The 22507-nt window shown below is 37.1% G+C and carries 17 protein-coding genes, 5 pseudogenes and 2 riboswitches; of the genes and pseudogenes, 19 read left to right on the top strand and 3 right to left on the bottom strand.

The features are described 5' to 3' along the window. Window positions 1-505: 505 nt before the first annotated feature. The 9 genes and pseudogenes from JCM21714_RS04700 to JCM21714_RS20940 form a co-directional block, all read left to right on the top strand. Window positions 506-2297, top strand: a pseudogene (locus tag JCM21714_RS04700) (rhamnogalacturonan lyase); the annotation flags it as partial. After that, entirely contained in the window at window positions 2274-3704 is a 1431-nt protein-coding gene (locus JCM21714_RS20470; protein WP_200868433.1) for a cohesin domain-containing protein, read from the top strand. The pseudogene JCM21714_RS04700 and the gene JCM21714_RS20470, both read left to right, overlap by 24 nt. Window positions 3705-4031: 327 nt before the next feature. Further along, window positions 4032-4919, top strand: a complete 888-nt coding sequence (locus tag JCM21714_RS04695) for an aminoglycoside 6-adenylyltransferase (RefSeq protein ID WP_035722225.1) — start codon at window positions 4032-4034, stop codon at window positions 4917-4919. A 131-nt stretch (window positions 4920-5050) separates the two neighbouring features. Beyond that, window positions 5051-5425, top strand: a complete 375-nt coding sequence (locus tag JCM21714_RS04690) for a DoxX family protein (protein ID WP_035722218.1) — start codon at window positions 5051-5053, stop codon at window positions 5423-5425. Between the two features lie 141 nt (window positions 5426-5566). Next, a pseudogene (locus JCM21714_RS04685) lies at window positions 5567-7097 on the top strand (BCCT family transporter). Window positions 7098-7331: 234 nt separating this feature from the next. After that, window positions 7332-7532 (top strand): cold-shock protein, encoded by a 201-nt coding sequence (locus tag JCM21714_RS04680; protein WP_035722213.1) that lies wholly within the window; start codon window positions 7332-7334, stop codon window positions 7530-7532. A 169-nt stretch (window positions 7533-7701) separates the two neighbouring features. Continuing rightward, window positions 7702-9142, top strand: a pseudogene (locus JCM21714_RS04675) (DEAD/DEAH box helicase). A gap of 39 nt (window positions 9143-9181) precedes the next feature. Further along, window positions 9182-9670: a deoxynucleoside kinase gene (locus JCM21714_RS04670; protein ID WP_235182614.1), complete on the top strand. Its 489-nt coding sequence runs from the start codon at window positions 9182-9184 to the stop codon at window positions 9668-9670. Next, on the top strand, window positions 9612-9875 hold the full coding sequence (locus JCM21714_RS20940; protein WP_235182613.1) for a deoxynucleoside kinase: 264 nt from the start codon (window positions 9612-9614) through the stop codon (window positions 9873-9875). The genes JCM21714_RS04670 and JCM21714_RS20940 overlap by 59 nt, the downstream gene beginning before the upstream one ends. A 56-nt stretch (window positions 9876-9931) precedes the next feature. On the opposite strand, the gene JCM21714_RS04665 is transcribed toward JCM21714_RS20940, so the two are convergent. Together JCM21714_RS04665 and JCM21714_RS04660 are read right to left on the bottom strand one after the other, a co-directional pair. Beyond that, window positions 9932-11212, bottom strand: coding sequence for an FAD-binding protein (locus JCM21714_RS04665; protein ID WP_035722212.1), 1281 nt, complete (start codon window positions 11210-11212; stop codon window positions 9932-9934). Window positions 11213-11391: 179 nt separating this feature from the next. Beyond that, a pseudogene (locus JCM21714_RS04660) lies at window positions 11392-12550 on the bottom strand (AI-2E family transporter). Between the two features lie 375 nt (window positions 12551-12925). Here JCM21714_RS04660 and JCM21714_RS04655 point away from each other — a divergent pair. The 6 genes and pseudogenes from JCM21714_RS04655 (at window position 12926) to JCM21714_RS04635 (ending at window position 18176) form a co-directional block, all read left to right on the top strand. Then, window positions 12926-14524 (top strand): annotated as a pseudogene (locus tag JCM21714_RS04655) (xylulokinase). A 284-nt stretch (window positions 14525-14808) separates the two neighbouring features. Continuing rightward, the gene (locus JCM21714_RS04650) at window positions 14809-15468 is read left to right on the top strand and encodes a cytochrome b/b6 domain-containing protein (protein WP_035722209.1); all 660 of its coding nucleotides are present in this window, start codon (window positions 14809-14811) and stop codon (window positions 15466-15468) included. 1 nt (window position 15469) lies between these two features. Further along, the gene (locus tag JCM21714_RS04645) at window positions 15470-15946 is read left to right on the top strand and encodes a molybdopterin-dependent oxidoreductase (RefSeq protein ID WP_052000392.1); all 477 of its coding nucleotides are present in this window, start codon (window positions 15470-15472) and stop codon (window positions 15944-15946) included. A gap of 229 nt (window positions 15947-16175) precedes the next feature. Next, the gene (locus tag JCM21714_RS04640) at window positions 16176-17111 is read left to right on the top strand and encodes an NADP-dependent oxidoreductase (RefSeq protein ID WP_035722402.1); all 936 of its coding nucleotides are present in this window, start codon (window positions 16176-16178) and stop codon (window positions 17109-17111) included. Between the two features lie 96 nt (window positions 17112-17207). Further along, the gene (locus JCM21714_RS23760) at window positions 17208-17477 is read left to right on the top strand and encodes a VanZ family protein (protein ID WP_369403468.1); all 270 of its coding nucleotides are present in this window, start codon (window positions 17208-17210) and stop codon (window positions 17475-17477) included. A 204-nt stretch (window positions 17478-17681) separates the two neighbouring features. Beyond that, on the top strand, window positions 17682-18176 hold the full coding sequence (locus tag JCM21714_RS04635) for a cupin domain-containing protein (protein WP_084040584.1): 495 nt from the start codon (window positions 17682-17684) through the stop codon (window positions 18174-18176). 49 nt (window positions 18177-18225) lie between these two features. Here the strand turns inward: JCM21714_RS04635 and JCM21714_RS04630 are convergent, their stop codons facing one another. Continuing rightward, entirely contained in the window at window positions 18226-18573 is a 348-nt protein-coding gene (locus JCM21714_RS04630) for an ASCH domain-containing protein (RefSeq protein ID WP_035722205.1), read from the bottom strand. Between the two features lie 158 nt (window positions 18574-18731). Between JCM21714_RS04630 and JCM21714_RS04625 the strand changes: the two genes are divergently transcribed. From JCM21714_RS04625 to JCM21714_RS20930, 4 genes are all read left to right on the top strand, one after another. Next, the gene (locus JCM21714_RS04625) at window positions 18732-19670 is read left to right on the top strand and encodes a PQQ-dependent sugar dehydrogenase (protein WP_035722202.1); all 939 of its coding nucleotides are present in this window, start codon (window positions 18732-18734) and stop codon (window positions 19668-19670) included. A gap of 109 nt (window positions 19671-19779) precedes the next feature. Beyond that, window positions 19780-19893, top strand: a riboswitch (SAM riboswitch). A gap of 87 nt (window positions 19894-19980) precedes the next feature. Beyond that, window positions 19981-20086, top strand: a riboswitch (SAM riboswitch). Window positions 20087-20165: 79 nt separating this feature from the next. After that, complete coding sequence (locus JCM21714_RS04620; protein ID WP_235182631.1) at window positions 20166-21368, top strand: thiolase family protein; 1203 nt, start codon at window positions 20166-20168, stop codon at window positions 21366-21368. Continuing rightward, entirely contained in the window at window positions 21340-22224 is an 885-nt protein-coding gene (locus JCM21714_RS04615) for an AMP-binding protein (RefSeq protein ID WP_052000391.1), read from the top strand. The genes JCM21714_RS04620 and JCM21714_RS04615 overlap by 29 nt, the downstream gene beginning before the upstream one ends. Further along, the coding region (locus tag JCM21714_RS20930) for an AMP-binding protein (RefSeq protein WP_369403467.1) at window positions 22199-22507 on the top strand (309 nt) is incomplete at its 3' end. The genes JCM21714_RS04615 and JCM21714_RS20930, both read left to right, overlap by 26 nt.

Below are 22507 nucleotides of genomic sequence, written 5' to 3'. Positions count from 1 at the left end.
TTTTATATATTATAACTGAAAATATTTTATGTTATAAAATGAAAGCGCTAACTATATTTAGAAAAGCTAAAAATATTTCTTGCGAGTTGTTTTTTACATTCTATAAAAATTAATAATGGTTTTCTTACTATCAAATATAACCACTATTGTGTTACAACTCTGACATGTGAGGCATATAGATCGTTACTTTACTCCACTTAATTTTAACAAACCAATAAATTGAACTAGTTCTATAAATCATTAAGTTATTTAAAGGAGGTGAATGTCTGTTTTGATTATCGTGAGAAAGTTAACACCTTCACCAGGTACTTAAATCAGTTTGAGTCAAACTATTTACTTATTTTCAATCTATCTTTAGGAGGTTTAATCTATGTTGAAACGATTTAAGAAACGATTGAAGAAGAGTGCAATTGTAGTTAGCGCAGCACTTATTGCTACCTCATTTGCTAGCACAGTTCAATTGCCATCAGTTAGTGCAAATGTTAATGGAGAAACTCCTTATCAAATGGAGTATTTAAAACGAGGTGTTGTTGCTGTTAACACAGATAACGGTATCTTTGTAAGCTGGCGTCTGTTAGGAACAGATTCAGAAGAGGTTACTTTTAACGTTTATCGTAATGGCGAAAAGATAAATGATGAACCAATAACATCAAGCACAAACTATTTAGATGAAGAGGGTACAACTGACTCGACTTATAGTGTAAGCGCTGTCTCATATGGGGGGGAGGAAGCAGACAAATCAAAAGAAGAGAAAGTGTGGGGGGGAAACCAATATCAATCGATTCCACTTCAAAGACCAGAAGGTGGCACAACTCCTGATGGGGGGGAGGATTATACGTATCATGCAAATGATGCTAGTGTGGGTGACCTTGATGGTGATGGTGAATATGAAATTATATTAAAGTGGGAACCATCAAATGCTCAAGATAATTCACGCTCAGGATATACAGGCGAAGTTTTTATTGATGCTTATGAATTAGATGGTACACAATTATGGAGAATCGGTCTAGGAAAGAATATTCGTGCGGGTGCACATTATACCCAATTTTTAGTTTATGACTTTGATAGTGATGGTAAAGCAGAGGTTACGCTTAGAACAGCAGACGGTACAACGGATGCAGCTGGTAACGTGATAGGTGATGAGAATGCAGATTATCGTAACGATTCTGGATATATCCTGGAAGGACCTGAATACTTAACCGTTTTTGAGGGTGAAACAGGTGAAGAACTTGTTACAACAGACTTTTCACCAGCACGCGGTAACATGGGAGATTGGGGGGGAGACACATATGGTAACCGAGGAGATCGATTCCTTGCAGGGGGGGTGGCCTATCTAGATGGTCAAAAGCCTAGTATTGTAATGACGCGTGGTTACTATGAAAAAACAATGCTTACAGCTTATAACTTCCGAGATGGGGGGGAGTTAACTAAGCTTTGGACATTTGACACTGATGAAGGCAAGGAAGAATATGAAGGCCAAGGAAATCATAGCTTAAGTATTGCTGACGTTGACGATGATGGTAAGGATGAAATTATTTTTGGTGCAATGGCTGTTGATGATGATGGTACAGGCATGTATTCAACAGGCTGGAACCACGGTGATGCGATGCATGTAAGTGACCTTGATCCTACTAGAGATGGTATGGAAGTATTTCAAGTTCATGAATGGGGAGATTATGGTTTAAGCATGCGCGATGCTGCTACAGGTGAAGAGCTATGGGCTGTTCCTACTGGTGCAGATACTGGTAGAGGAGTATCCGCAGATGTAGATCCACGATATCCAGGTGCTGAAGCTTGGGGCAGTTGGTGGGGCATGGAATGATAGGGAAGGTTACCTTTATACTGCCAATGGTGAAAAAATTGGTGATGAAATCCCAACTTCTAACTTCGCTATCTGGTGGGATGGCGATTTATCGCGAGAGCTATTAGATCATGACTGGACAGATTATGATGTGGGAATTGGAACACCAAGAATTGATAAATGGAATTATGAAAATAATGAGCTTGAGAATATTTTGAAAATGGAAGGAACCACTTCTAACAATGGTACAAAGGGAAATCCAGCGTTACAAGCTGATATTATTGGTGATTGGCGTGAAGAAGTCATCGTGAGAGATATTGAGAGTACAGAACTTCGCTTGTATACAACCACTGATCTCACGGAGCATAGGATTCCAACACTTATGCATGATTCGGTTTATCGCTTAGGAATTGCTTGGCAAAATGTGGCCTATAACCAACCACCACACACAAGCTACTTTCTAGGAAATGACATGGAGGAAGCACCGAAACCAAACGCTAATTTTATTGTTCCGTCAACTGTCGATATCAATCCTGATAAGTTGAATGGAAAGTTGAAAGGGAAACTTACTATTAATGTTCATGTGCCGGATAATGCTGAGAATTTAGTTGATGGTGATTCAGCTACACTTGCTATCAACGGCGAGACAGTTAACGGTAATATTTCAGTTAAGAGTAAAGGTTATCAAGTAAAAATGGAACGTCGAGAATTTGTTCGAGCAATTGATAGACAAATTGGTGACACTGAAGTTAGGATTAGTATCACTTCCGCAACAGGTGAGATTTTTGTTGGAACAGATACGGTAAATGTCCAAACTTCAGAACCTGCTTTATCTGTTAAAGAAATAGATGATGTAAAAGTAGGTGATTCATTTAGTCTTATTTATGCAATGAACGGTGAGGGTGATAACCTTCGTTCAATCGAGATGAACCTTAACTATGATCCAGAGCAACTAGAGTTTGTTTCCGTGGATCCTTTAGTAAAAAAATTAAAAATAACGAGTGATTCTGAACAACCAGGTGAGATTCGTCTTAAGGTAGAAGGTACACCAAATCGTTTCTTTAATGATCCAGACTTGATTAAGGTGAATATGAAAGCAAAAGAAACAGAGGCATTTACAACTGATGTTACTCTAACGGATATGGACTATACAACCACTAGTAAGGAAGTCGTTTCAATGGAGGATGTCGCCCAATCAATTAATATATTTGATGAAGTCTCCAACATTGCGGTGAGTGGCGAAGATGGAGTGCAGGCCATCGATTCAAATGGTGGAACTTTAAAGTTAACTGCACAAGTCTCTCCTGCCAATGCGAACCAAAACGTGGAATGGGCTGTTACTGATATAGATGGTTCGGATACAGATATTGCTTCTATTACTTCAGATGGTGTGTTATCAGGAAATACGAAGGGTTTAAATGGAGAGGTTAAGGTTATTGCAGAGGCCATGGACGGATCTGGTATTGCAGGAGAGCTAATTGTTGATGTTTCCAATCAGTTAGCATTAGTAACAGGAGATCTTTTTGGAACAACACCTGCATGGTCAGCTGGTGCAGAATATGATAAAGCATTTGATGGGAATACCAGTACCTTCTTCGACTATCAAGAAGCAAATGCTGGTTACACAGGAATTGATGTAGGAGAAGGTAATCAAGTAGAGCCTGCTCAAATCAGATTCTATCCTAGAGAAGGATTTACACGTAGGATGAATGGAGGTAAAATTCAAGGATCAAATGTTTCTCCAAATGAAGGGTTCGTCGATTTATATACGATCAGCTCAGAGCCCGACTCTGGATGGAACGTAGTGGAACTTTCAACGGAAGAAACGTATCGCTATCTTCGTTATATAAGTCCTGATGGAGGACACGCGAATATCGCTGAACTAGAATTTTATACGCAATAAAGTAAGCTAAAAAAGTAGGCATAAGTTCGATATTGGAACTTATGTCTTTACTATTTAAATGAAGAGCTTATAACACTGGTTTCAAAGTACTTTGATATTTTTAGTTAACTACAATTATATCATTATCTATTCAATTTTTTACAGAAAATCAAAAATTATTTGAGACGAAAGATAGAAAAAGAGGCTAATATTTTAAGTGATATCACCTTGTAACTTAGTCATTAAAATTTACCATTCGGGAGTTAGAAGTACTCTGGAGCTACAAGTACATAAATCCCATTTGTGCTATCCTTATTATATATGAAGATTTGGAGGGGGGGCTAATCCATGAGAACTGAAAAAGAAATGTTCGATAACATACTTGAAGTTGCACAAAAGGATGAACGAATTCGGGCTGTTTATATGAATGGTTCACGTACTAATCCAAATGTTTCAAAAGATATCTTTCAAGATTACGATATTGTTTACGTTGTAACCGAAACGTCTTCTTTTATCATAGATGAAGAATGGATAAATGTATTTGGTGATTTGATTATGATGCAAGAACCTGATAAAAATGACCAACCTAATTTAAATGGTAGTGAGATGGATTTTACCCAATCCTATGGTTATTTAATGCTTTTCACAGATGGTAACCGCATTGACCTTCATGTTGAAACGAAAGCATCTATGCTCGAAGGTTATGGTAGGGATAAGTTGACTGTTCCTCTATTAGATAAGGATAAATGCCTGCCGCTTATTCCGGCTCCTTCAGATATTGATTTTCATGTTAAGCGGCCTACCGAGCAACTATATGTAAGTTGTTGTAACGATTTTTGGTGGTGTTTGCAAAATGTGGCTAAAGGGATCTGGCGAGATGAATTACCGTATGCGAAGCAAATGATGGAACACATTATCAGATCTCGTTTGGATGAAATGATTTCATGGTGGATAGGTTTCAAACAGGACTTCAACATTTCAATAGGGAAAATGGGTAAATACATTAAAAATTACCTTCCCAGATCTTATTGGGATATGTATACACAAACATATTCGGATAGTAAATATGCCAACATATGGAACTCAGTATTCATCGCTTGTGACTTATTTAGAATTATTGCTAAGGATGTCGCGGCGTATTTTCAATACCCATACAATGCGAAAGAAGCTGCTCACATGATTAAGTTTCTTAAGCACGTAAGAGAATTACCCGTTGATGCCATAGATATTTATTAAATTCCATCCAGTAAATACGATTATAATTTATAATCCTGTAAGGAAGCGAGTAATGATGTATATTCCTTAAGTTTGTTTAGATGCAAGCAGTATTGGTTAAGAGTAGTGTAACTACGAAAGGTGGAATACATATGAAAATATTTTTTCGATCACTATATTCGATTATCTTACTAGGAGCGGGCATCTTGCATTTTGTCCATGAACAAAGCTTTCGCAGAATTGTTCCAAAGTTACTTCCCTTTCGACGTGCGATCGTGCTCGTCACAGGTGTTTTTGAAATAGTTTTTTCTGTCATGCTTTGGGTGAAAAAAGGACAACATATTACAGAGAAACTATTAGCGTATTTCATGGTCGCTGTTTTTCCGGCTAATATCTATATGGCTGTGAGGAAAATCTCATTCCAACCAGGAAAACAAATAAGCCCATGGATTCTGTGGTTGCGTTTACCTCTGCAAATTCCACTTATTGTTGGGGCATTAAGATTAGGAAGAAAAGATAATAGTTAAGGAGAGTATGAAAAAAGCAAAAAGAGAAAACCTAGAAAACAGCGTTATTTTTTTTGTTGATATCTGTCGTTTGTTAGTTGATATTTTTACTGTAATTAGAGATAATGTAGTCGTTTGAAAAATTTGATTTGAGGTGGAATTGTGAAAGAAAAAGGATCAGTATTCTGGATTTCGCTGTCTATTTGTGCGGTGCTTGTCATATGGGGGAGTGATTAATCCTGATCATCTAAAAGATACGACATCAGCTATTACTACATACATTTCCCAAGTATTTGGTTGGTATTATTTAATTACGATTATGCTATTTTTAGCATTTTGTATTTATCTTATTTTTTCACGCTTTGGCAATATTAAATTAGGAAAGGAAAACGATACACCTGATTATAATCTGTCTTCATGGTTTGCCATGTTATTCAGTGCAGGAATGGGGATGGGTTTGGTTTTTTGGACGACAGCTGAACCGATTTCTCATGCATTTAAAAGTACACCAGGAGCTGAGCCGGGTTCAGAAGAAGCGATTAAACAAGCTCTTCAGTATTCTTTTTTCCATTGGGGGGGAATACACGCCTGGGCAGTATATGGTGTTGTAGCACTATCTTTAGCATATTTTAAATTTCGCCATGATCGACCAGGTTTAATTAGTGCAACATTGGTACCGATTCTAGGTGAAAAAAGGATGCAAGGTGTATTAGGGAAAATCATTGATATTTTAGCGATCTTTGCAACAGTGGTTGGTGTGGCATCAACGCTTGGATTTGGCTCAGCACAGATCAATGGTGGGTTATCCTATCTGTTCAATACCCCCCCTAATACCTTTAGTATGCAGCTACTAATCTTAGCTATTTCTACCGTGTTATTTATTTTATCCGCATGGTCGGGTATTGGCAGAGGGATTAAATATTTAAGTAACATTAATATGGGGTTAGGATTTTTGCTATTGCTGCTGTTATTTGCAGTTGGACCGACTCTCTATATACTAAATATGTTCACCTCAACCTTTGGCAGTTATATTGCAAACTTTTTTGATATGAGTTTTCGTATTTCTCCATTAAATGAACAAGGTCGGACATGGATAGATAATTGGACGATCTTCTATTGGGCATGGTGGATTTCCTGGGCGCCATTTGTTGGTATCTTTATTGCGAGAATTTCAAAAGGGCGTACTATAAAAGAGTTTATGCTTGGAGTTCTTTTTGTACCGGCACTCGTTTGTTTTGTCTTTTTTGCAGTCTTTGGTGTTTCAGCTTTAAATATTGAACAAAATGGAATAGACATGATCTCTAATTATTCCCTTGAAACGACAACATTTGGAGTGTTGCAGCATTATCCATTAGGAACGTTAATGTCGATGCTCACTATTGTTGTGATTGCTATCTTTTTCATTACTTCTGCAGACTCAGCTACCTTCGTATTGGGAATGCTAAGTACAAATGGATCCATTAACCCACCTAGTTCTATTAAAATTATCTGGGGGGGACTAGCAATGTCTGCAATGGCCGCTATTATCGTATATTTCGGCGGGACACAAGGGTTGCAAAACATGTTAATTATTGCAGCATTACCTTTTTCTGTTATCATGATTCTCATGATAGCATCCTTTTACAAAATGGCACGGCTTGAAGTAGAAAAAAAGAAAAAGCCAAAAGATAAAAAGAAGAATATATCAACATAAATCAGGCTATATCAGAACGAAAGGTTTATTTTGTACAAAGTAGAGACGCCTTTTATAAAGAAATCCAAAAAATACTTGCTATTCCAAACTTTATATGCTATTCTATAGAAGAATTATTTTTGTTCGGTAATGGTTAAGAGAAAAGAATGACATTAATACTTTTCACCTTATTATCTTGATTGAGCAATAATAGTATTAAAATGTGGAGAAAATTCCACGCAGGAGGAAACAATTATGCAACAAGGTACAGTAAAATGGTTTAACGCAGATAAAGGTTTTGGTTTTATCGAAGTAGAAGGTGGAGAAGATTTATTCGTTCATTTCTCAGCTATTCAAGGTGACGGATTCAAAACATTAGAAGAAGGTCAAACAGTTACGTTTGATACTGAGGAAGGCCAACGCGGACCTCAAGCTACTAACGTTCAAAAAGCATAATAATTAAAGGGCTCTTACATAGAGTCCTTTTTATTTTTCTAAAAATTAAAATATAATAAGATCAAATAGTCTGTGAATATGATGTATGCTCGGAGTAAATAGTATAAAATAGAACTTTAATTGACAGGATTAGCAGGCTGGTAAATATAAAGATAAATGAGGGTAAACAATGAATGAGATAAACTTTAAAAGTTATCCACTAAATGAAGATATAAAAAGGGCACTTGACGTATTAAAATACAACATCCCAACACGGTACAAAGAGTAGTAATTCCACAAGCATTGGACGGTAAGGATTTAATTGTGAAATCCCAAACCGGAAGTGGTAAAACTGCTGCATATGCGATACCGATCTGTGAAAAAATCGAATGGCTGGAAAATAATGTGCAAGCATTAGTACTGACTCCAACTAGAGAACTGGCTGCCCAGGTTCGAGAAGATATTGCCAATATCGGTCGATTTAAACGAATAAAGTCACTTGCCTTGTATGGAAAAGAGCCTTTTGCGATTCAACAGGATGAACTGAAACAAAAAACCCATGTAGTAGTAGGTACACCAGGACGTGTGAATGATCATATTGAACAACAAACCCTGGATCTAGATCAAGTAAAATATCTTGTCATTGATGAAGCGGATGAAATGTTAAGAATGGGCTTTATTGATGAAGTAGAGGCAATCATTAAACAGCTTCCAGCCAACAGAGTAACGATGGTTTACTCCGCCACGATACCTGAACAAATTGAAAAGCTTTGCCAACAATATATGGGTGACCCGATCAAGGTCGATATTCCTTCAGATGATAGCAGTGGCAGTATTGAGCACCGTTTGTTTGAAGTAAAGAGGGATGAGAAACTGGCACTGGTGAAAGACGTGACGATTATGGAGAACCCGGATAGCTGTATCATTTTTTGTAATACGCAGGAACGTGTAAATGAAGTAGCTGTTGAGTTAGAGCAAGAAGGGTATACGTGTGACCAAATTCATGGTGGCCTTGAACAGGATAAACGTTTCTCTGTCATGGAAGGCTTTAAATCAGGAGAGTTTCGATATCTTGTTGCAACAGATGTGGCGGCTAGAGGAATCGATGTCGATAATGTCTCCCTGATTATTAACTTTGATATACCAAGAGAGAAACAAAGCTATGTCCACCGAACAGGAAGAACAGGTCGTGCGGGTAATAGGGGACAAGCTATCACTTTCGTTACTCCTACTGAGGAAAGGTACTTACAATCGATTGAAAACTATATCGGTCTTGGGCTTACTGTAAATGAAGCACCTTCAAGAGCGGAAGTAAGAGAAGCGAAAGAAGCGTTCAATCAAAAAATGGCTGAACGTCGTATTGTTAAAAATAATAAATCAGCAAGAATAAACCAGGATATTATCAAACTTCATTTTAACGGTGGCAAACGGAAAAAATTCGCGCAGTCGATCTTGTCGGTACGATTTCCAATATTCCCAATGTCTCAGCAGAGGATATAGGAATTATTTCGATCAAAGATAACTGGTCATATGTTGATATTTTGAACGGAAAAGGCTCTTTAGTCTTAGAAGCGATGGAATATACAAAGATTAAAGGTAAAAGTATAAAAGTGCGTAAAGCGAACAAATAAATTTATGTAGAATGGAGTTTTCTAGAAGGAGTTAGCAAAATGATAGGCTTTTATGAAAACTGTTTAGATAGACTGAAAAAGACAAGAGGAGATGGATGGAAAATGATCACAATCGATGGTGTAGTCGGTGTAGGAAAAACAACATTAATGGACATAGTTGTAAAAGAGTTGGGCTATACACCATTTGAAGAACCGGTTGTTAATAATCCAATACTAGATAAATTTTACTACGACAGAGAACGTTACAGTTTTCCTTTACAAGTATTTTTCTTGAATGAACGATTTAGACATATCAAAAAAGCTAGTAAAATCAATCGGGCGATTTTGGACCGTTCCATTTATGGAGATGTTATTTTTGCTAAAATGTTAAAAGATAATGGAGAAATGTCGGAAGTGGAATTTGATATTTATTTAAGTTTATTTAAAAATATGATTGAACACTGTCAACCACCTTTATTAATGATTTATCTTGAAGTATCAACGGAAGAAGCGATTCGTCGGATTAACAGTCGGGGGAAGAAGTTATGAAGTTGCTACAGAGAATGCATATTGGGAAAGGCTAAATAAAGAATACAGAGAATATTTTGAAGCCTATAACGCTTCTCCAGTATTAAAAATTAACGTTGATCAATTAGATTTTGAAAATAATCCAGCAGATCGTGATTATGTCTTATCACTTATAAGAAATGAACTAGAAGCCCTATATTCAATCGAATCCAAGCTTGCGAAATAACTAAATGATATGAAATAAAAAGAGTAGGAAACAGATTCCTACTCTTTTTTATTCTTTCACTGATTGCTAAAAATATAATCATTCATAAACTTATTTCTAAATTTCCCTTGTGGGTCGTATTGCTGGAGTAATTTTTGAAAATCCGGCAACTTTTCGTATAATGATTGTACTTGTTTAGGTTCCATGGTAAATAATTTTCCCCCCCAATGTGGACGAGCATTAAAAGGTGCAAGAGCTTCTTCAATTTTCGGTAAGACTTTCTGAACGCTTTCCCAGTCATCTTTCCATGTGAAATGGATAGCCACAGAATCTTGCTTGTAGCACGAACTCATCCATAAGTTATCTTTTGCAATCGTGCGAATTTCTGAGATTTGAAGAAGTGATGCAATTTCTGCACGAATCAGGCTGATAGCTTTTAATGCTTGATAGGCATGCGATCGATCGAGAATATATTCACTTTGTAATTCCTGCCCATTACTTGGAGTGAAATCCATTCGAAAATGGGGTAGGCGATCAAGCCACGGTCCTGCGATACCTAATTGATCGGTACAATGCTCCGCCCCCCCAATACCTGGAATAGGATGTCTTTTTTCCATGGCAAGTGTAGCACCATAAAACGTACTAGCTGCTTCTGTTGAATCGGTGTCAGCAGTTATCGCATGCTTTAACCAGGCATAGTTGAAGGTGTCGTCCTTCCAATCCGTGAACAAACTAACACTGTACGCACTAGAAAAAATGTTGTCAAAATTATCTTCAAGCTCATTAAATGCTAAATTTTCATAAACATTTTGTTTGATGTCAAACGTCGGAACGATATCCAAAGTTAGTTTTATGATTACTCCTAAACCTCCAAGACTCACGGCTGCCCCCCCATTCATCTCTTGTTCATTTTTTTCTCTTGAAAATGTAACAATTTCATCAGTGGAAGAGATTACTTCCATTTCACGTATGGATGTGGAAAGGTTACTATTTTGATTTCCTGACCCATGTGTTGCTGTAGCACAAGCACCCGCCACTGAGATATGAGGCAAGGAAGCCATATTCTGTAATGCAAAACCATTTTGTTGAAGATAATGGCTAAGATCACTATAGATAATGCCAGCTTCTACTGTTACCGTTAAATGCTCTCTATCCAATCCAATTACTCGGTTAAATTTTTGAAGAGATATCATCGTTTCTTCTGAGTCTGCGATGTCGTTGAACGAATGTCGTGAACCAACCACTCTTAATTTATTGTTTTGCTTTACCACTTCTTTCATTTGTTCAATCGTATCAGGTTCTTCCCATTTGTTAGCATTGTATGTATAATTTTTAGCCCAGTTTTGATAGGTGGTCATTGGATTACACTCCCTCAAGTTGATTAACTTTACTCTATTATAGAACAATTTTTAAGTAATGGTAACCCTTACACTATTAATTTGCTATTAAAATCTGCATTATATGCAGGAAAGGAATATTTGATTAGAAATATAAAAAAAGCATCTACTTACTTGTGATCGTAAGCAGATGCATTTTCTTACTCATCTATCTCATAATTTCCGCGGTCTTCCCCCCCATAATATTTGTTATATCGTTTCTGAAATTTATAGAACAGATATGCACCAATTACTTTAACAATTGCATAGCCTGGAATTCCAAGAATTACTCCAAGAACACCAAACAAATTACCTGCTATCAACAGAACAAGAATAATCGTTAAAGGGTGAATCTGCATTGTTTTCCCCCATTATGTTTGGAGATACGAAATTTCCTTCTAAGAATTGGACTGCAATCCATACGATAACTAATTTCAAGAGCATAAATGGTGAATCGACAATGGCAATAATGGCAGCAGGAATGATAGCGATGGTTGGCCCCAGGTACGGAACAACACTTGTTACAGCTGCTACAATAGCTAACGTAAAAGCATAATCAAGTCCTATGATAAGATAACCAATAAATAATAAAATTCCTATAACAGTAGCTACAATAATCTGTCCTTGAATATATGAACCAACTTGGGTATCGATATTATTTAAAATTTTTCTTGTATCATCACGAAACTTCGGTGGAAATATTTTAATAACAAAATGTTGAAACCTTTTTCCATCTTTTAATAAGAAAAATAAGATAAATGGAAAGGTAATAATAGAAACAACAGTTGTTGTAATCGTACTCGCAACATTTTGAATACCTTGAAATCCGTTAGAAATATAAGAGCCAATTAATTCTGGGAGTTCAACTAACCGATCCGTTACCCATTTATAACCCTCATCATAATATGGACCCAAAAATGAGTTTTGTACCCAATCTGTCATATTTTTACCTAATTGTTTTAAATAGTTTGGAAAAGATTGCACTAAATCTTTGATCTGGGCTTCAATAGCTGGAGCAGTCAATAAAATAAGTCCAGTTAGAGCACCACTGATACCTAAAATAAGTAAAATCACGCCCCCCCAGATTCTTTTGATACGGAATCTCTCCAGTAAATTAACGATCGGATTTAATAGGTAGTATGCAATAAATGCTAATATTACTGGTGGTGCGATGGTAGATAGAATCACATTGAACGGGTGAAAAATAAAAGAAATTTTTGTATAAAGGAATATCATTATTCCAATTAGAATGAAAAAAAGTAATATGTAAAATATATTTTTACCACCGATAAATTTTAAAAATCTGTTGTGTTCTTCCATTTTCACAACTCCTTTTTCGAATAATGTACCATAAAAGTAGTATTTTTACTAAAGATAACTCACGTCTAATTAGAGGATAGATTAAAAATTTGTGAGTGAAAAACCTTTTCACTACGTTACATGTACGGACAATTTTAGTTTGACGCTCTCTAATACAAAGTGATATGATATAATTAACTTGTAATGTTTGATCTGTTATAAATATTAGCAGGTTTTATTTAAGAACTATTTTTTTGCATTTAGTTATACTAATAAGTTAGTCATAATAGCAATACTTAGTTAAGAAAGCGCTTTTTTAATTACATAAGATGGTTTAAGGCGAGCGCTTAATTAGTAATATCAATATAAATTCATTTTGTTATTGGAGGAAATATTATGAGCAAACAAGTAAAAGAAGTCATTGAAAGTGGCAAAACAGTACTTGGAATTGAATTGGGTTCTACCCGGATTAAATCAGTGCTAATCGGAGAAGATAACGTGGCAATTGCATCAGGAAGCATGATTGGGAAAATAGCTACATAGATAATATCTGGACATATAGTCTGGAAGATATATGGAATGGGCTACAAGATAGTTATCAAAAAATGGCCAAGGATGTAAAACAGCAATATGGTATTCCCTTAAAATCAGTAGGTGCTATTGGCTTCAGTGCGATGATGCATGGTTATATGGCTTTTGATAAGGATGACGAATTACTTGTTCCTTTCAGAACGTGGAGAAACAATATTACTGGCCAGGCTTCAACAGAACTGACTAAACTGTTTAACTACAATATTCCTCAAAGATGGAGTATCGCTCATCTTTACCAAGCAATTTTAAACAAAGAAGAGCATGTTGCTGATATCCAGTTTCAAACAACATTAGCAGGTTATATTCACTGGAAACTAACTGGTGAAAAAGTACTTGGAGTTGGCGAGGCCTCTGGTGTATTCCCAATTGACTTAAATACGAAAAAGTTTAATCAAAGAATGATCGGTCAATTTAATGAATTAGTGGCAGAGAATAAACTGTCTTGGAAGCTAGAAGATATATTCCCTGATGTATTAGTAGCTGGTGAAACTGCAGGAACTCTAACAGAAGAAGGGGCAAAGCTTCTAGATGTTAGTGGTGAATTACAAGCTGGTATCCCACTTTGCCCTCCAGAAGGTGATGCAGGAACAGGTATGGTTGCGACAAATAGTATAGCACAGCGTACAGGTAATGTGTCTGCAGGTACATCTGCATTTGCAATGGTTGTTTTGGAAAAAGATTTGTCTAAGGTTCATCCGGAAATTGACCTTGTCACAACACCAACGGGTAGTCTTGTAGCGATGGCTCACTCTAATAACTGTACATCTGATTTGAATGCATGGGTCGGTGTGTTTGAAGAATTTTCAAAGGCTATGGGTATCAATGTTGATGCAAACAAGTTATATGAAACACTATTTAATCAGGCTCTTAAAGGTGATGCTGATGGTGGCGGCTTATTATCCTATGGCTACCTTTCAGGGGGAACATATGACACATTTTGAAGAAGGACGTCCACTATTTGTCCGTTCTTCTGAAAGTAATTTCAATCTAGCTAACTTTATGCGTACACACTTGTTTACCGCATTTGGTGCCATGAAAATCGGTATGGATATCCTTCTTAAGGAGGAAGGCGTAGAACTAGATGAAGTATTAGGACACGGTGGGATATTTAAGACAGAAGGTGTAGCACAAAATCTTCTGGCAGGAGCATTTAATGCCCCGGTTTCACTTATGGAAACTGCAGGTGAAGGTGGCGCATGGGGAATTGCATTACTAGCTTCTTATATGATTAATAAAGATGGTAGCGAAAGCTTAGAGGAATACCTAAATAATAAGGTATTTGCTGATCAGGAAGTGAAGACAGTCTCACCAGATCCTAAAGATGTAGAAGGTTTCGAGCAATTTATGGACCGTTACAAACAAGGACTGGCAATTGAAAGAACAGCTGTAGATCATTTAAAATAAGAGCGAATAACGATAGGAGAGATTTTTTCTCTCCTATCGTTATTTTTGTTGTGTGAGCTAAAAAAGCATCTTTCATATGCGAGATGAAGGACAAAAAAAGAGAAAAACTGTCTCTTATAAGCGAGATGAAAGACACTTTTCCTTTATATAGTGGTTTTGAATTTTGGTGTGATTTCTAGACATTAGAGTTTCTCTTCCTATGATTCTTATAAAATTTATACTATGATAGTATCAAACGTATCCGAGAATCAGAGCTTCATAATAAAAATGGGGGGGGATTGCTGATGAACTGGAAGATATTTTTTCAACGTAACTTAAAATTCGCAAAGAAATTAACACGCTTACACCATTCTAACGCACTATTATTTCTGGTTTTAAGTATAACGGGATTAATTTTAGTTTCCGCAAGTTTCCGTTCCACCTTTCCAGCAACAAGAGTTTGGATCAAAGATGTCCATGTCTGGATGGGAATAATAAGTATATTGCCAATCTTATTTTATTTACCAAAAATCAAAAAGCATCTTCTTACACTCAGGAAAAGAAAAAAACATCGCATTAACGTTTATCTTGTGCTTGGTATTTTACTTACACTAATTATTTCTGGTCTGATTTTGTCCTTTCCAGCCACGGTGACACCACTTGTTAGTTCTAATGCGTTATTAATACATGATATCGCTACATGGGTAGGGTTGCCATATATTATCTATCACAGTATTACCCGTAGCTTGTGGTTTAAAAATTTACTCCAGAAGCCAACACCAGAAGGGAAAGAAGAGCCAATCATAATCGAAAAAAGTAATCCGTTTGTAGGTCGACGTACTTTTGTGAAATTTGTAGCGGGTGGACTTACCGCCATTATTTCACTCGTTTTAATGGGTAAATGGATTCAATCCTATCTGCCAAGCTGGGGGAGACGTCAGCAAAACATTAACGAAAGAAAATGATATGAAGCCATTACCTTCACCCCCCCAGCATCAAATTCTATCAGCGGATGGAAGACAGGGCAGTTTTCGCTTTTATACCGTTACAGAAACGCCAACCTTTTCTAATGATAACTGGTCTCTTTCAATTGAAGGGCTTGTTGATAAAAAATTGAACTATACTTGGCAGCAATTTTTAGAATTAAATCGCTCTGCCCAATTAAGCGATTTTCATTGTGTGACAGGTTGGAGTGTGTATGATGTAACGTGGGAAGGAATTCCATTAAAAGAGTTATTAAATAAAGCAGGAATTCAGTCAGATGCCATGTTTGTGAAGTTCTCTTCAGGTGATGGCGTATATACGGAATCATTACCACTAAATCAGGCCTTGGCGGATGATATTATGGTTGCCGTTTTAATAGATGGAGAATTAATTAGTCAGGAAAATGGCGGGCCAGTGCGATTGATAACCCCCCCAAGCATTATGCTTATAAATCAGTGAAATGGTTAACCAAAATAGAATTGATTGACCAGGAGCACATAGGGTACTGGGTGAAACGTGGTTATGATCAAAATGCACTGGTAAAAAAATCAACATAATAATAGCTTGATTATTTGTACTTCCATATGTTTTTTCTTCAGAAAATTAGGGTATTCTAATGGCAGAAGGTAATCTGCTATTTGAAGTAAGATTAACTTTTCATAACTATAAGTCAAAGGGTGATGGATCAATGAAAGCAATCGTAATTGAACAATATGGTGGAAAAGAAGAATTGAAATTGCAAGAGTTAGATAAGCCAACACCTGGAGAAAATCAAGTAGTTGTAAAACTTCATGCAACTTCGATAAATCCGATTGATTGGAAGCTTCGAGAAGGCTATTTAAAAGAAATGCTTCCATTTGAATTCCCAATTATATTAGGTTGGGATGCAGCAGGTGTTATTGATCAAGTGGGTGACGGAGTGAGTGATTTTCAGGTAGGTGACCGAGTATTCGCACGACCTGAGACAACTAATCGTGGCACATATGCTGAATATACCATTGTAGATGAAAATTTATTAGCTCCAATTCCTGATAACATCAGTTTTGAAGAAGCAGCTGCAGTACCATTAACAGCATTAACTGCTTACCAGTGCCTTTTTGATTTCGGTAATATTCAAAAAGGCGATAAGGTATTAATCCATGCAGGGGGGGCAGGTGGCGTTGGTACGTTTGCCATTCAGCTTGCCAAAAATAAAGGTGCATATGTCTCAACTACCGCAAGTACAAAGAACATTGATTTTTTACTTTCACTTGGTGCAGATGAGGTCATTGATTATACTAAACAGGACTTTGAAGAAGAGTTAAAAGATTATGATTTTGTACTGGATGCTCTTGGAGGAGATATCTTAGACAAGAGCTTTAATGTAGTAGGAGAAGGTGGTAAAATCGCTACAATTGCTGGTCAGCCTGATCAGGATAAGGCTAAGCAAAAGAATATCAAAGCTGATTTTATATGGTTAGTTCCAAAAGGTGAACAGTTAAAAGAACTGGCAGATTTATTAGAACAGGGTAAATTACATGTGGAAATAGGTCATCGCTTTCCTTTAACTGAAGCAGGACTGAAGCAAGCACATGCGTTAAGCGAAAGTCATCATACCAGAGGAAAAATTGTAATTAATATTTAAAAAAAATGCTAACTGCTTTTTGCGGTTAGCACTTTTTTTTTCGGTTTTTTAAATGGCAATAATATAAATGGATATTACTATGTAGAGCCAGAAAATGTGTCTTTTCTTCAATCTTTTTTAGCTAATTCTAATTTAATACCTTTTAGTAATACATACCATTATGTAACAGGTTCTGAACATTTTCCTTTGATTGTCATATTTAACAGTATTATCGAAAATATACTGGTATTCCTTCCGTTAGGCCTGTTATTACCGTTGCTATTTCGTAGTTGTCGAAAATTCAGCAAAATAGTACTGGCAGTATCTTTTTCAACTGTACTTGTTGAAGTTACACAAACAACATTTCTGATTGTCAATTTGATATAGATGATATTATTTTAAATATTATTGGTGGTATCCTAGGTTATATTCTGGCGATCATTTGGATCTATATGAGTAGAAACCTACTAAAACCATATTACAGGACTTAGTAGTCAGTGATTGGCTCATTTTATTTCGAAATACTCACTTTTAATTAGGCCAATACATAAGATGGAGGGAATCTTTGAAATGATGAAAGGAGTATGTAATATGTATTATCATCTTTATGATCAATCACAGCCCTCCTTACCTCAGCAAGTTAATTACCAGAATAATGGTTTAAACTATTATGGCAATGACTTTGGTAAGCAGCCTTTTGTAGTGAACATAGATCAAGCTGTGAAGAGAAATAATACGTTTCGTACAGCGATATGGACGGGAGAACATTTGCAGGTAACATTAATGTGTATTGGTGTTGGGGAAGACATTGGATTGGAATCTCATCCACATACAGATCAATTTTTACGGATAGAACGAGGGCAGGGTCTTGTGCTCATGGGGGACAGGAGAGATCAATTGAATTTCCAACAGTTTGTTTGCGATGATTTTGCGGTAATGGTACCGGCTGGTAAGTGGCATAATATTATCAATACCGGACAAGAACCGCTTAAACTTTATTCGATTTATGCACCACCAGAACATCCTTTTGGAACTGTTCATACAACAAAAGCAATGGCAATGGCTGCTGAAAATCATCATTACTAATAACGGGAAAAGGAAGCTCATGTATAGTGTGAGCTTCTTTTTCTAATTTTTAATTTATTCTACTGAATTCATGCACCCATACCTTCATTTTTGGTGCCCAAGGCATACCTGGATGCATTGCCAAAATAGCTTCTTTATATTGCTCTAGATTTGCATATCCTTCTTGTTTTGCGTGTTCATCGGTAAGTTCTCCAAGTGTTTGCTGATAAACATGATCTATTCTAAATTGTTGATCTTCTAATTTCATTATTTCTCCAATATCTGCATAACGCCCATTCCGTCTTGTGGCCGTTTTCTTTCCTTCTAAAGTTTTGTTTATATCAGAAGGTACCGTAATCAATCGATCGATGGTACAGGTTTTTGGAGGCAATGCTGCATTGGTTTGTTCATTATTCATTTGTTCCACCTAACCTTTCTACAATCTATTTTACTTTTTTTATCGTGTGTCAACAAGCAATATAATCAGTTAGGTTTGAATATCTTGATGTAACCAGTCAGAAATTGATATGATGCGCTTAAACCTGACTTTTCTAATAAAGTAATGGAGGCTAATCGATGAAAAAGTTACTCACACCTATTCTTTTCTTTGGATTAATTATTAATGGCTGTTCCTTAAATGAGGATATGGAAGAGAGCCAAACAAGTGAAGACCATAATCAGACAACAGATGAAGAGGAAAGTCAGCCATCTGAAGATGAAAATCATACAATGGAAGAAGAAAAGCCAAAAACAGATTTAACAGTATTAGCTGAAAACTTAGATGTGCCTTGGTCTATTGATGAACATGAAAATAGCATCTATGTGACAGAAAGGCCAGGCAACATTTGGACTGAAGATGACGTGCTGCTGGATAACATCGCAAGTGGTCCTTATCATTATGGTGGTAGACTTGAGATTGGCCTGTATATCACGACAGGTGATGCCTCAACCGCTCAAATTGCACAGGATTTTAATTCGCTGGGAGGGAAAATTTTAAGAATGGAGCTCGATGGTTCTATTCCTTCTGATAATCCAGAAGCTGACTCTTATGTATATAGTTATGGTCATCGTAATCCTCAAGGAATTGCCTGGTCTTCATCTGGCACTTTTTATGCAAGTGAACACGGTAATAATGCAAATGATGAGATTAATAAAATAGAAGCTGGGCAAAAATATGTCTGGCCAGAGATTGAGGGGGGGAATCAAACTCAGAAAGATATGGTTTCACCACTTTTTACCTCTGGAGATGACAGAATATGGGCGCCATCTGGAATGGCGTATCATGATAATAAGTTATATGTCGCAGCTTTAAGAGGTACCGCAGTTTTGGAATTTAATTTAGAAACGCATGAATATAAAGAAATCATTACAGACTATGGCAGAATTCGCGATGTATTTATTGATGATGAATTTTTTTATTTTATTAGTAATCGTACAGATGGACGAGGACAGCCAGAAGAAAATGATGATAAGCTATACAGAATTGGTTTAGAAAAACTAGAAGAAGATGAATAGTGGGAAATATTAGAAGTTGAGGATATTGTCGAAAACTGTTGACATGTGTGTTCAAGACGTGCTAAAGTGTGAACTATACTTTTATATGAAAATTTAAACTATTTATCTTGTCTTATCAAGAGAGGTGGAGGGAAGTGGCCCTGAGAAACCTCGGCAACCATTAAGTATTTGCTTAATACAGGTGCTAAATCCATCTAGGCTTTATGCTTAGAAAAGATAAGAGATTCATTGTTTTCAAAATGCCTCTCTATCATTATAATAGAGAGTTTTTTTATTTTCATAAATTATCAGAATATTAACATAATAGAGTGTCTTATCTAGAGAGGTGGAGGGACTGGCCCGAAGAAACCCGGCAACCTTTAAGTGGAAGCTTAAAAGGTGCTAATTCCATCAGGAGCAATCCTGAAAGATAAGAAGAGTGTAGAGGTCCTCTTTTTATCAAGAGGGCTTTTTTCTTTTTCTTAATAAAAACAGCTTAATCAATGAAGGAGCAATATATATGTCGATCGTTATCTTAGACGGAATTCGAACCCCCCATTTGGAAAATGGAAAGGTGCCTTATCAGCTTACACACCGCTTCAATTAGCTAGCAGGCCATTACAGTATTTATTAGAAACATATCCTGCTTTACACATCGATGGGGTGCTATTGGCGCAGGTAATTCAAGCTGGATCAGGACAGAACCCTGCAAGACACGTAGCATATCAAGCTGGAGTGAGCAGTCAAACCCCCCCAGCCCTTACATTAAATAATGTTTGTCTTGGTGGTATTGCTACTGTAATTGATGCGGTACGCAGAATCAAGTTGGAGGAAGGATCTTTTTACATTGTTGGTGGATTCGATTCGATGTCGAATGCCCCTCATCTCATCCCGACTAGAGCAATAAAAGGAATAGGGCATCAGACACTGACAGATACACTATTGCATGATGGCTTATGGTGTTCACTAAGTAATCAATCGATGGGTGTGTTAACCGATCAATATAACCAGAAGTTCGAAATATCTAGAGAAGAACAGGATCAATATGCCGCATTATCACAACAAAGAGCCGCTGAAGCTCGATCAAAAGGTAGCTTCAAGCAAGAGATCATACCTTTTGAGGGTGTATTAGAAGAAGATGAGGGAATTCGACCTCAGACAACGGAAGAAAAATTAGCGAATTTAAAACCTGTGTTTACCAAAGAGGGGACAATAACTGCCGGCAATGCTTCCCAGATGACAGATGGTGCAAGTATAGGAATTGTCACTACTTCAGAAAAAGCTAACGAACTGGATGCTGATCCACTGGCACACATCCTTGATTGGGCAGAAACGGCAGGTCCTGATACAAGTTTACACACGAAACCTTCCGACGCTATCAAAAAAATCTTAGACAAACAGAAGTTGACCGTAGCTGATATTGATTTATTTGAAATAAATGAGGCATTTGCCAGCGTGGTAATTGCAAGCTGTCAGGCATTACAGCTGGAATGGGATAAAGTGAATGTAAACGGGGGAGCAATTGCCATCGGGCATCCGCTTGGAGGTACAGGCTTTCGTTTAGTACTTACCTTAGCACATGAATTGAAGCGTCGTGGCGGCGGAAAAGGTATTGCCGCATTATGTGGGGGGGGTGGCGGTCAAGGTGTAGCTATCCTTATTGAGGTATCAAAGAGAGGGGGGAATAATCATGAGTTTGCAAATAACAGAGCAAAATAATTCGATATTATGGGAACCATCAGAGAGAGACATTTCCAATTCCCATTTGCAAGCATTCGCCAATCAAATTCAACAGCCATTGTTTCCTTACGAACGTTTACACCGATGGTCGACCACATATATCGGTCCATTCTGGTCAGAGATTTGGGATTATGCCGGGATTGTCGGTGAGAAAGGAAAAACTCCTTATATACCAGCTGAATCGATGGCTGATGCTATATTTTTCCCTGAGGCTACGCTTAATTTTGCAGAGAATCTTTTGCTGGGACAGGCTGACAAGGTTGCTGCCTATCAAGCAGATGAATCAGGAGTAACGGCTCAAGTCACCTTTCTGGAGTTACGCAAATTAGTGGCAAAAGCCCAAACAGGATTAAAACAGTTAGGTGTAGGAAAAGGGGATCGAGTGGCTGGAATTACTACCAACAATATCGAAGGATTAGTGGCACTTCTAGCTACCGCTTCTCTAGGTGCTGTCTGGACATCCTGTTCTCCGGATTTTGGTTCGAAGGGCATCATTGATCGAATCGGACAGGTACAACCGAAAATATTACTAGCTAATTTAACCTATCAATATAAGCAAAAGTCCTTTGATATTTCGGATAAGGTTCAGGAAACAATCAGGCAAATTAATAGCATCTCACATGTGGTTACTATGGCAGGGGAAATTCCGAATGCAAGCAATTGGGAGGACCTAATAGACAATGATGCCCAGGTACCTCAGTTTGAACAAGTTGGATTTCGTGATCCCTTATATATTTTATATACTTCAGGTACAACTGGTTTACCGAAAGCGATTATACACTCAGTAGGGGGGGACTTTATTACAGCATGTGAAGGAGCATCAATTACACTGTGATGTCCATGAAGGAGATGTGCTTTATTGGTATACCAACACAGCCTGGATGATGTATCCGTGGCTCGTATCAGGACTTGCAAGTAATGCGTCGATCTTGTTGTATGATGGCTCACCGGTTTTACCAGATAACCCGGCCCATCTTTGGGATATTGCAGAACAGGTACATGTTACGCATTTTGGAACAAGTCCAAAATATTTAGATACTTTAATGAAAGAAGAGATTGTCTTAAAAGATCAATATCCACTTACCAGCCTGAAAAGCATTCTTTCCTGTGGGGGGGCC

It is taken from the genome of Gracilibacillus boraciitolerans JCM 21714 (assembly GCF_000521485.1).
GTDB lineage: Bacteria > Bacillota > Bacilli > Bacillales > Amphibacillaceae > Gracilibacillus > Gracilibacillus boraciitolerans.
The sequence above is the reverse complement of the archived record's forward strand: the minus strand, read 5'-3'. Positions and strand labels throughout refer to the sequence as shown.

Coding starts and splice junctions, on each gene's coding strand:
- JCM21714_RS04695 (WP_035722225.1), top strand. CDS start 4,032: ATGAGAACTGAAAAAGAAATGTTCGATAACATACTTGAAGTTGCACAA.
- JCM21714_RS04680 (WP_035722213.1), top strand. CDS start 7,332: ATGCAACAAGGTACAGTAAAATGGTTTAACGCAGATAAAGGTTTTGGT.
- JCM21714_RS04630 (WP_035722205.1), bottom strand. CDS start 18,573: ATGAATAATGAACAAACCAATGCAGCATTGCCTCCAAAAACCTGTACC.
- JCM21714_RS04665 (WP_035722212.1), bottom strand. CDS start 11,212: ATGACCACCTATCAAAACTGGGCTAAAAATTATACATACAATGCTAAC.
- JCM21714_RS04635 (WP_084040584.1), top strand. CDS start 17,682: ATGTATTATCATCTTTATGATCAATCACAGCCCTCCTTACCTCAGCAA.
- JCM21714_RS04670 (WP_235182614.1), top strand. CDS start 9,182: ATGATAGGCTTTTATGAAAACTGTTTAGATAGACTGAAAAAGACAAGA.
- JCM21714_RS04690 (WP_035722218.1), top strand. CDS start 5,051: ATGAAAATATTTTTTCGATCACTATATTCGATTATCTTACTAGGAGCG.
- JCM21714_RS04645 (WP_052000392.1), top strand. CDS start 15,470: ATGAAGCCATTACCTTCACCCCCCCAGCATCAAATTCTATCAGCGGAT.
- JCM21714_RS04640 (WP_035722402.1), top strand. CDS start 16,176: ATGAAAGCAATCGTAATTGAACAATATGGTGGAAAAGAAGAATTGAAA.
- JCM21714_RS04625 (WP_035722202.1), top strand. CDS start 18,732: ATGAAAAAGTTACTCACACCTATTCTTTTCTTTGGATTAATTATTAAT.
- JCM21714_RS04650 (WP_035722209.1), top strand. CDS start 14,809: ATGAACTGGAAGATATTTTTTCAACGTAACTTAAAATTCGCAAAGAAA.
- JCM21714_RS04615 (WP_052000391.1), top strand. CDS start 21,340: ATGAGTTTGCAAATAACAGAGCAAAATAATTCGATATTATGGGAACCA.
- JCM21714_RS20470 (WP_200868433.1), top strand. CDS start 2,274: ATGGAGGAAGCACCGAAACCAAACGCTAATTTTATTGTTCCGTCAACT.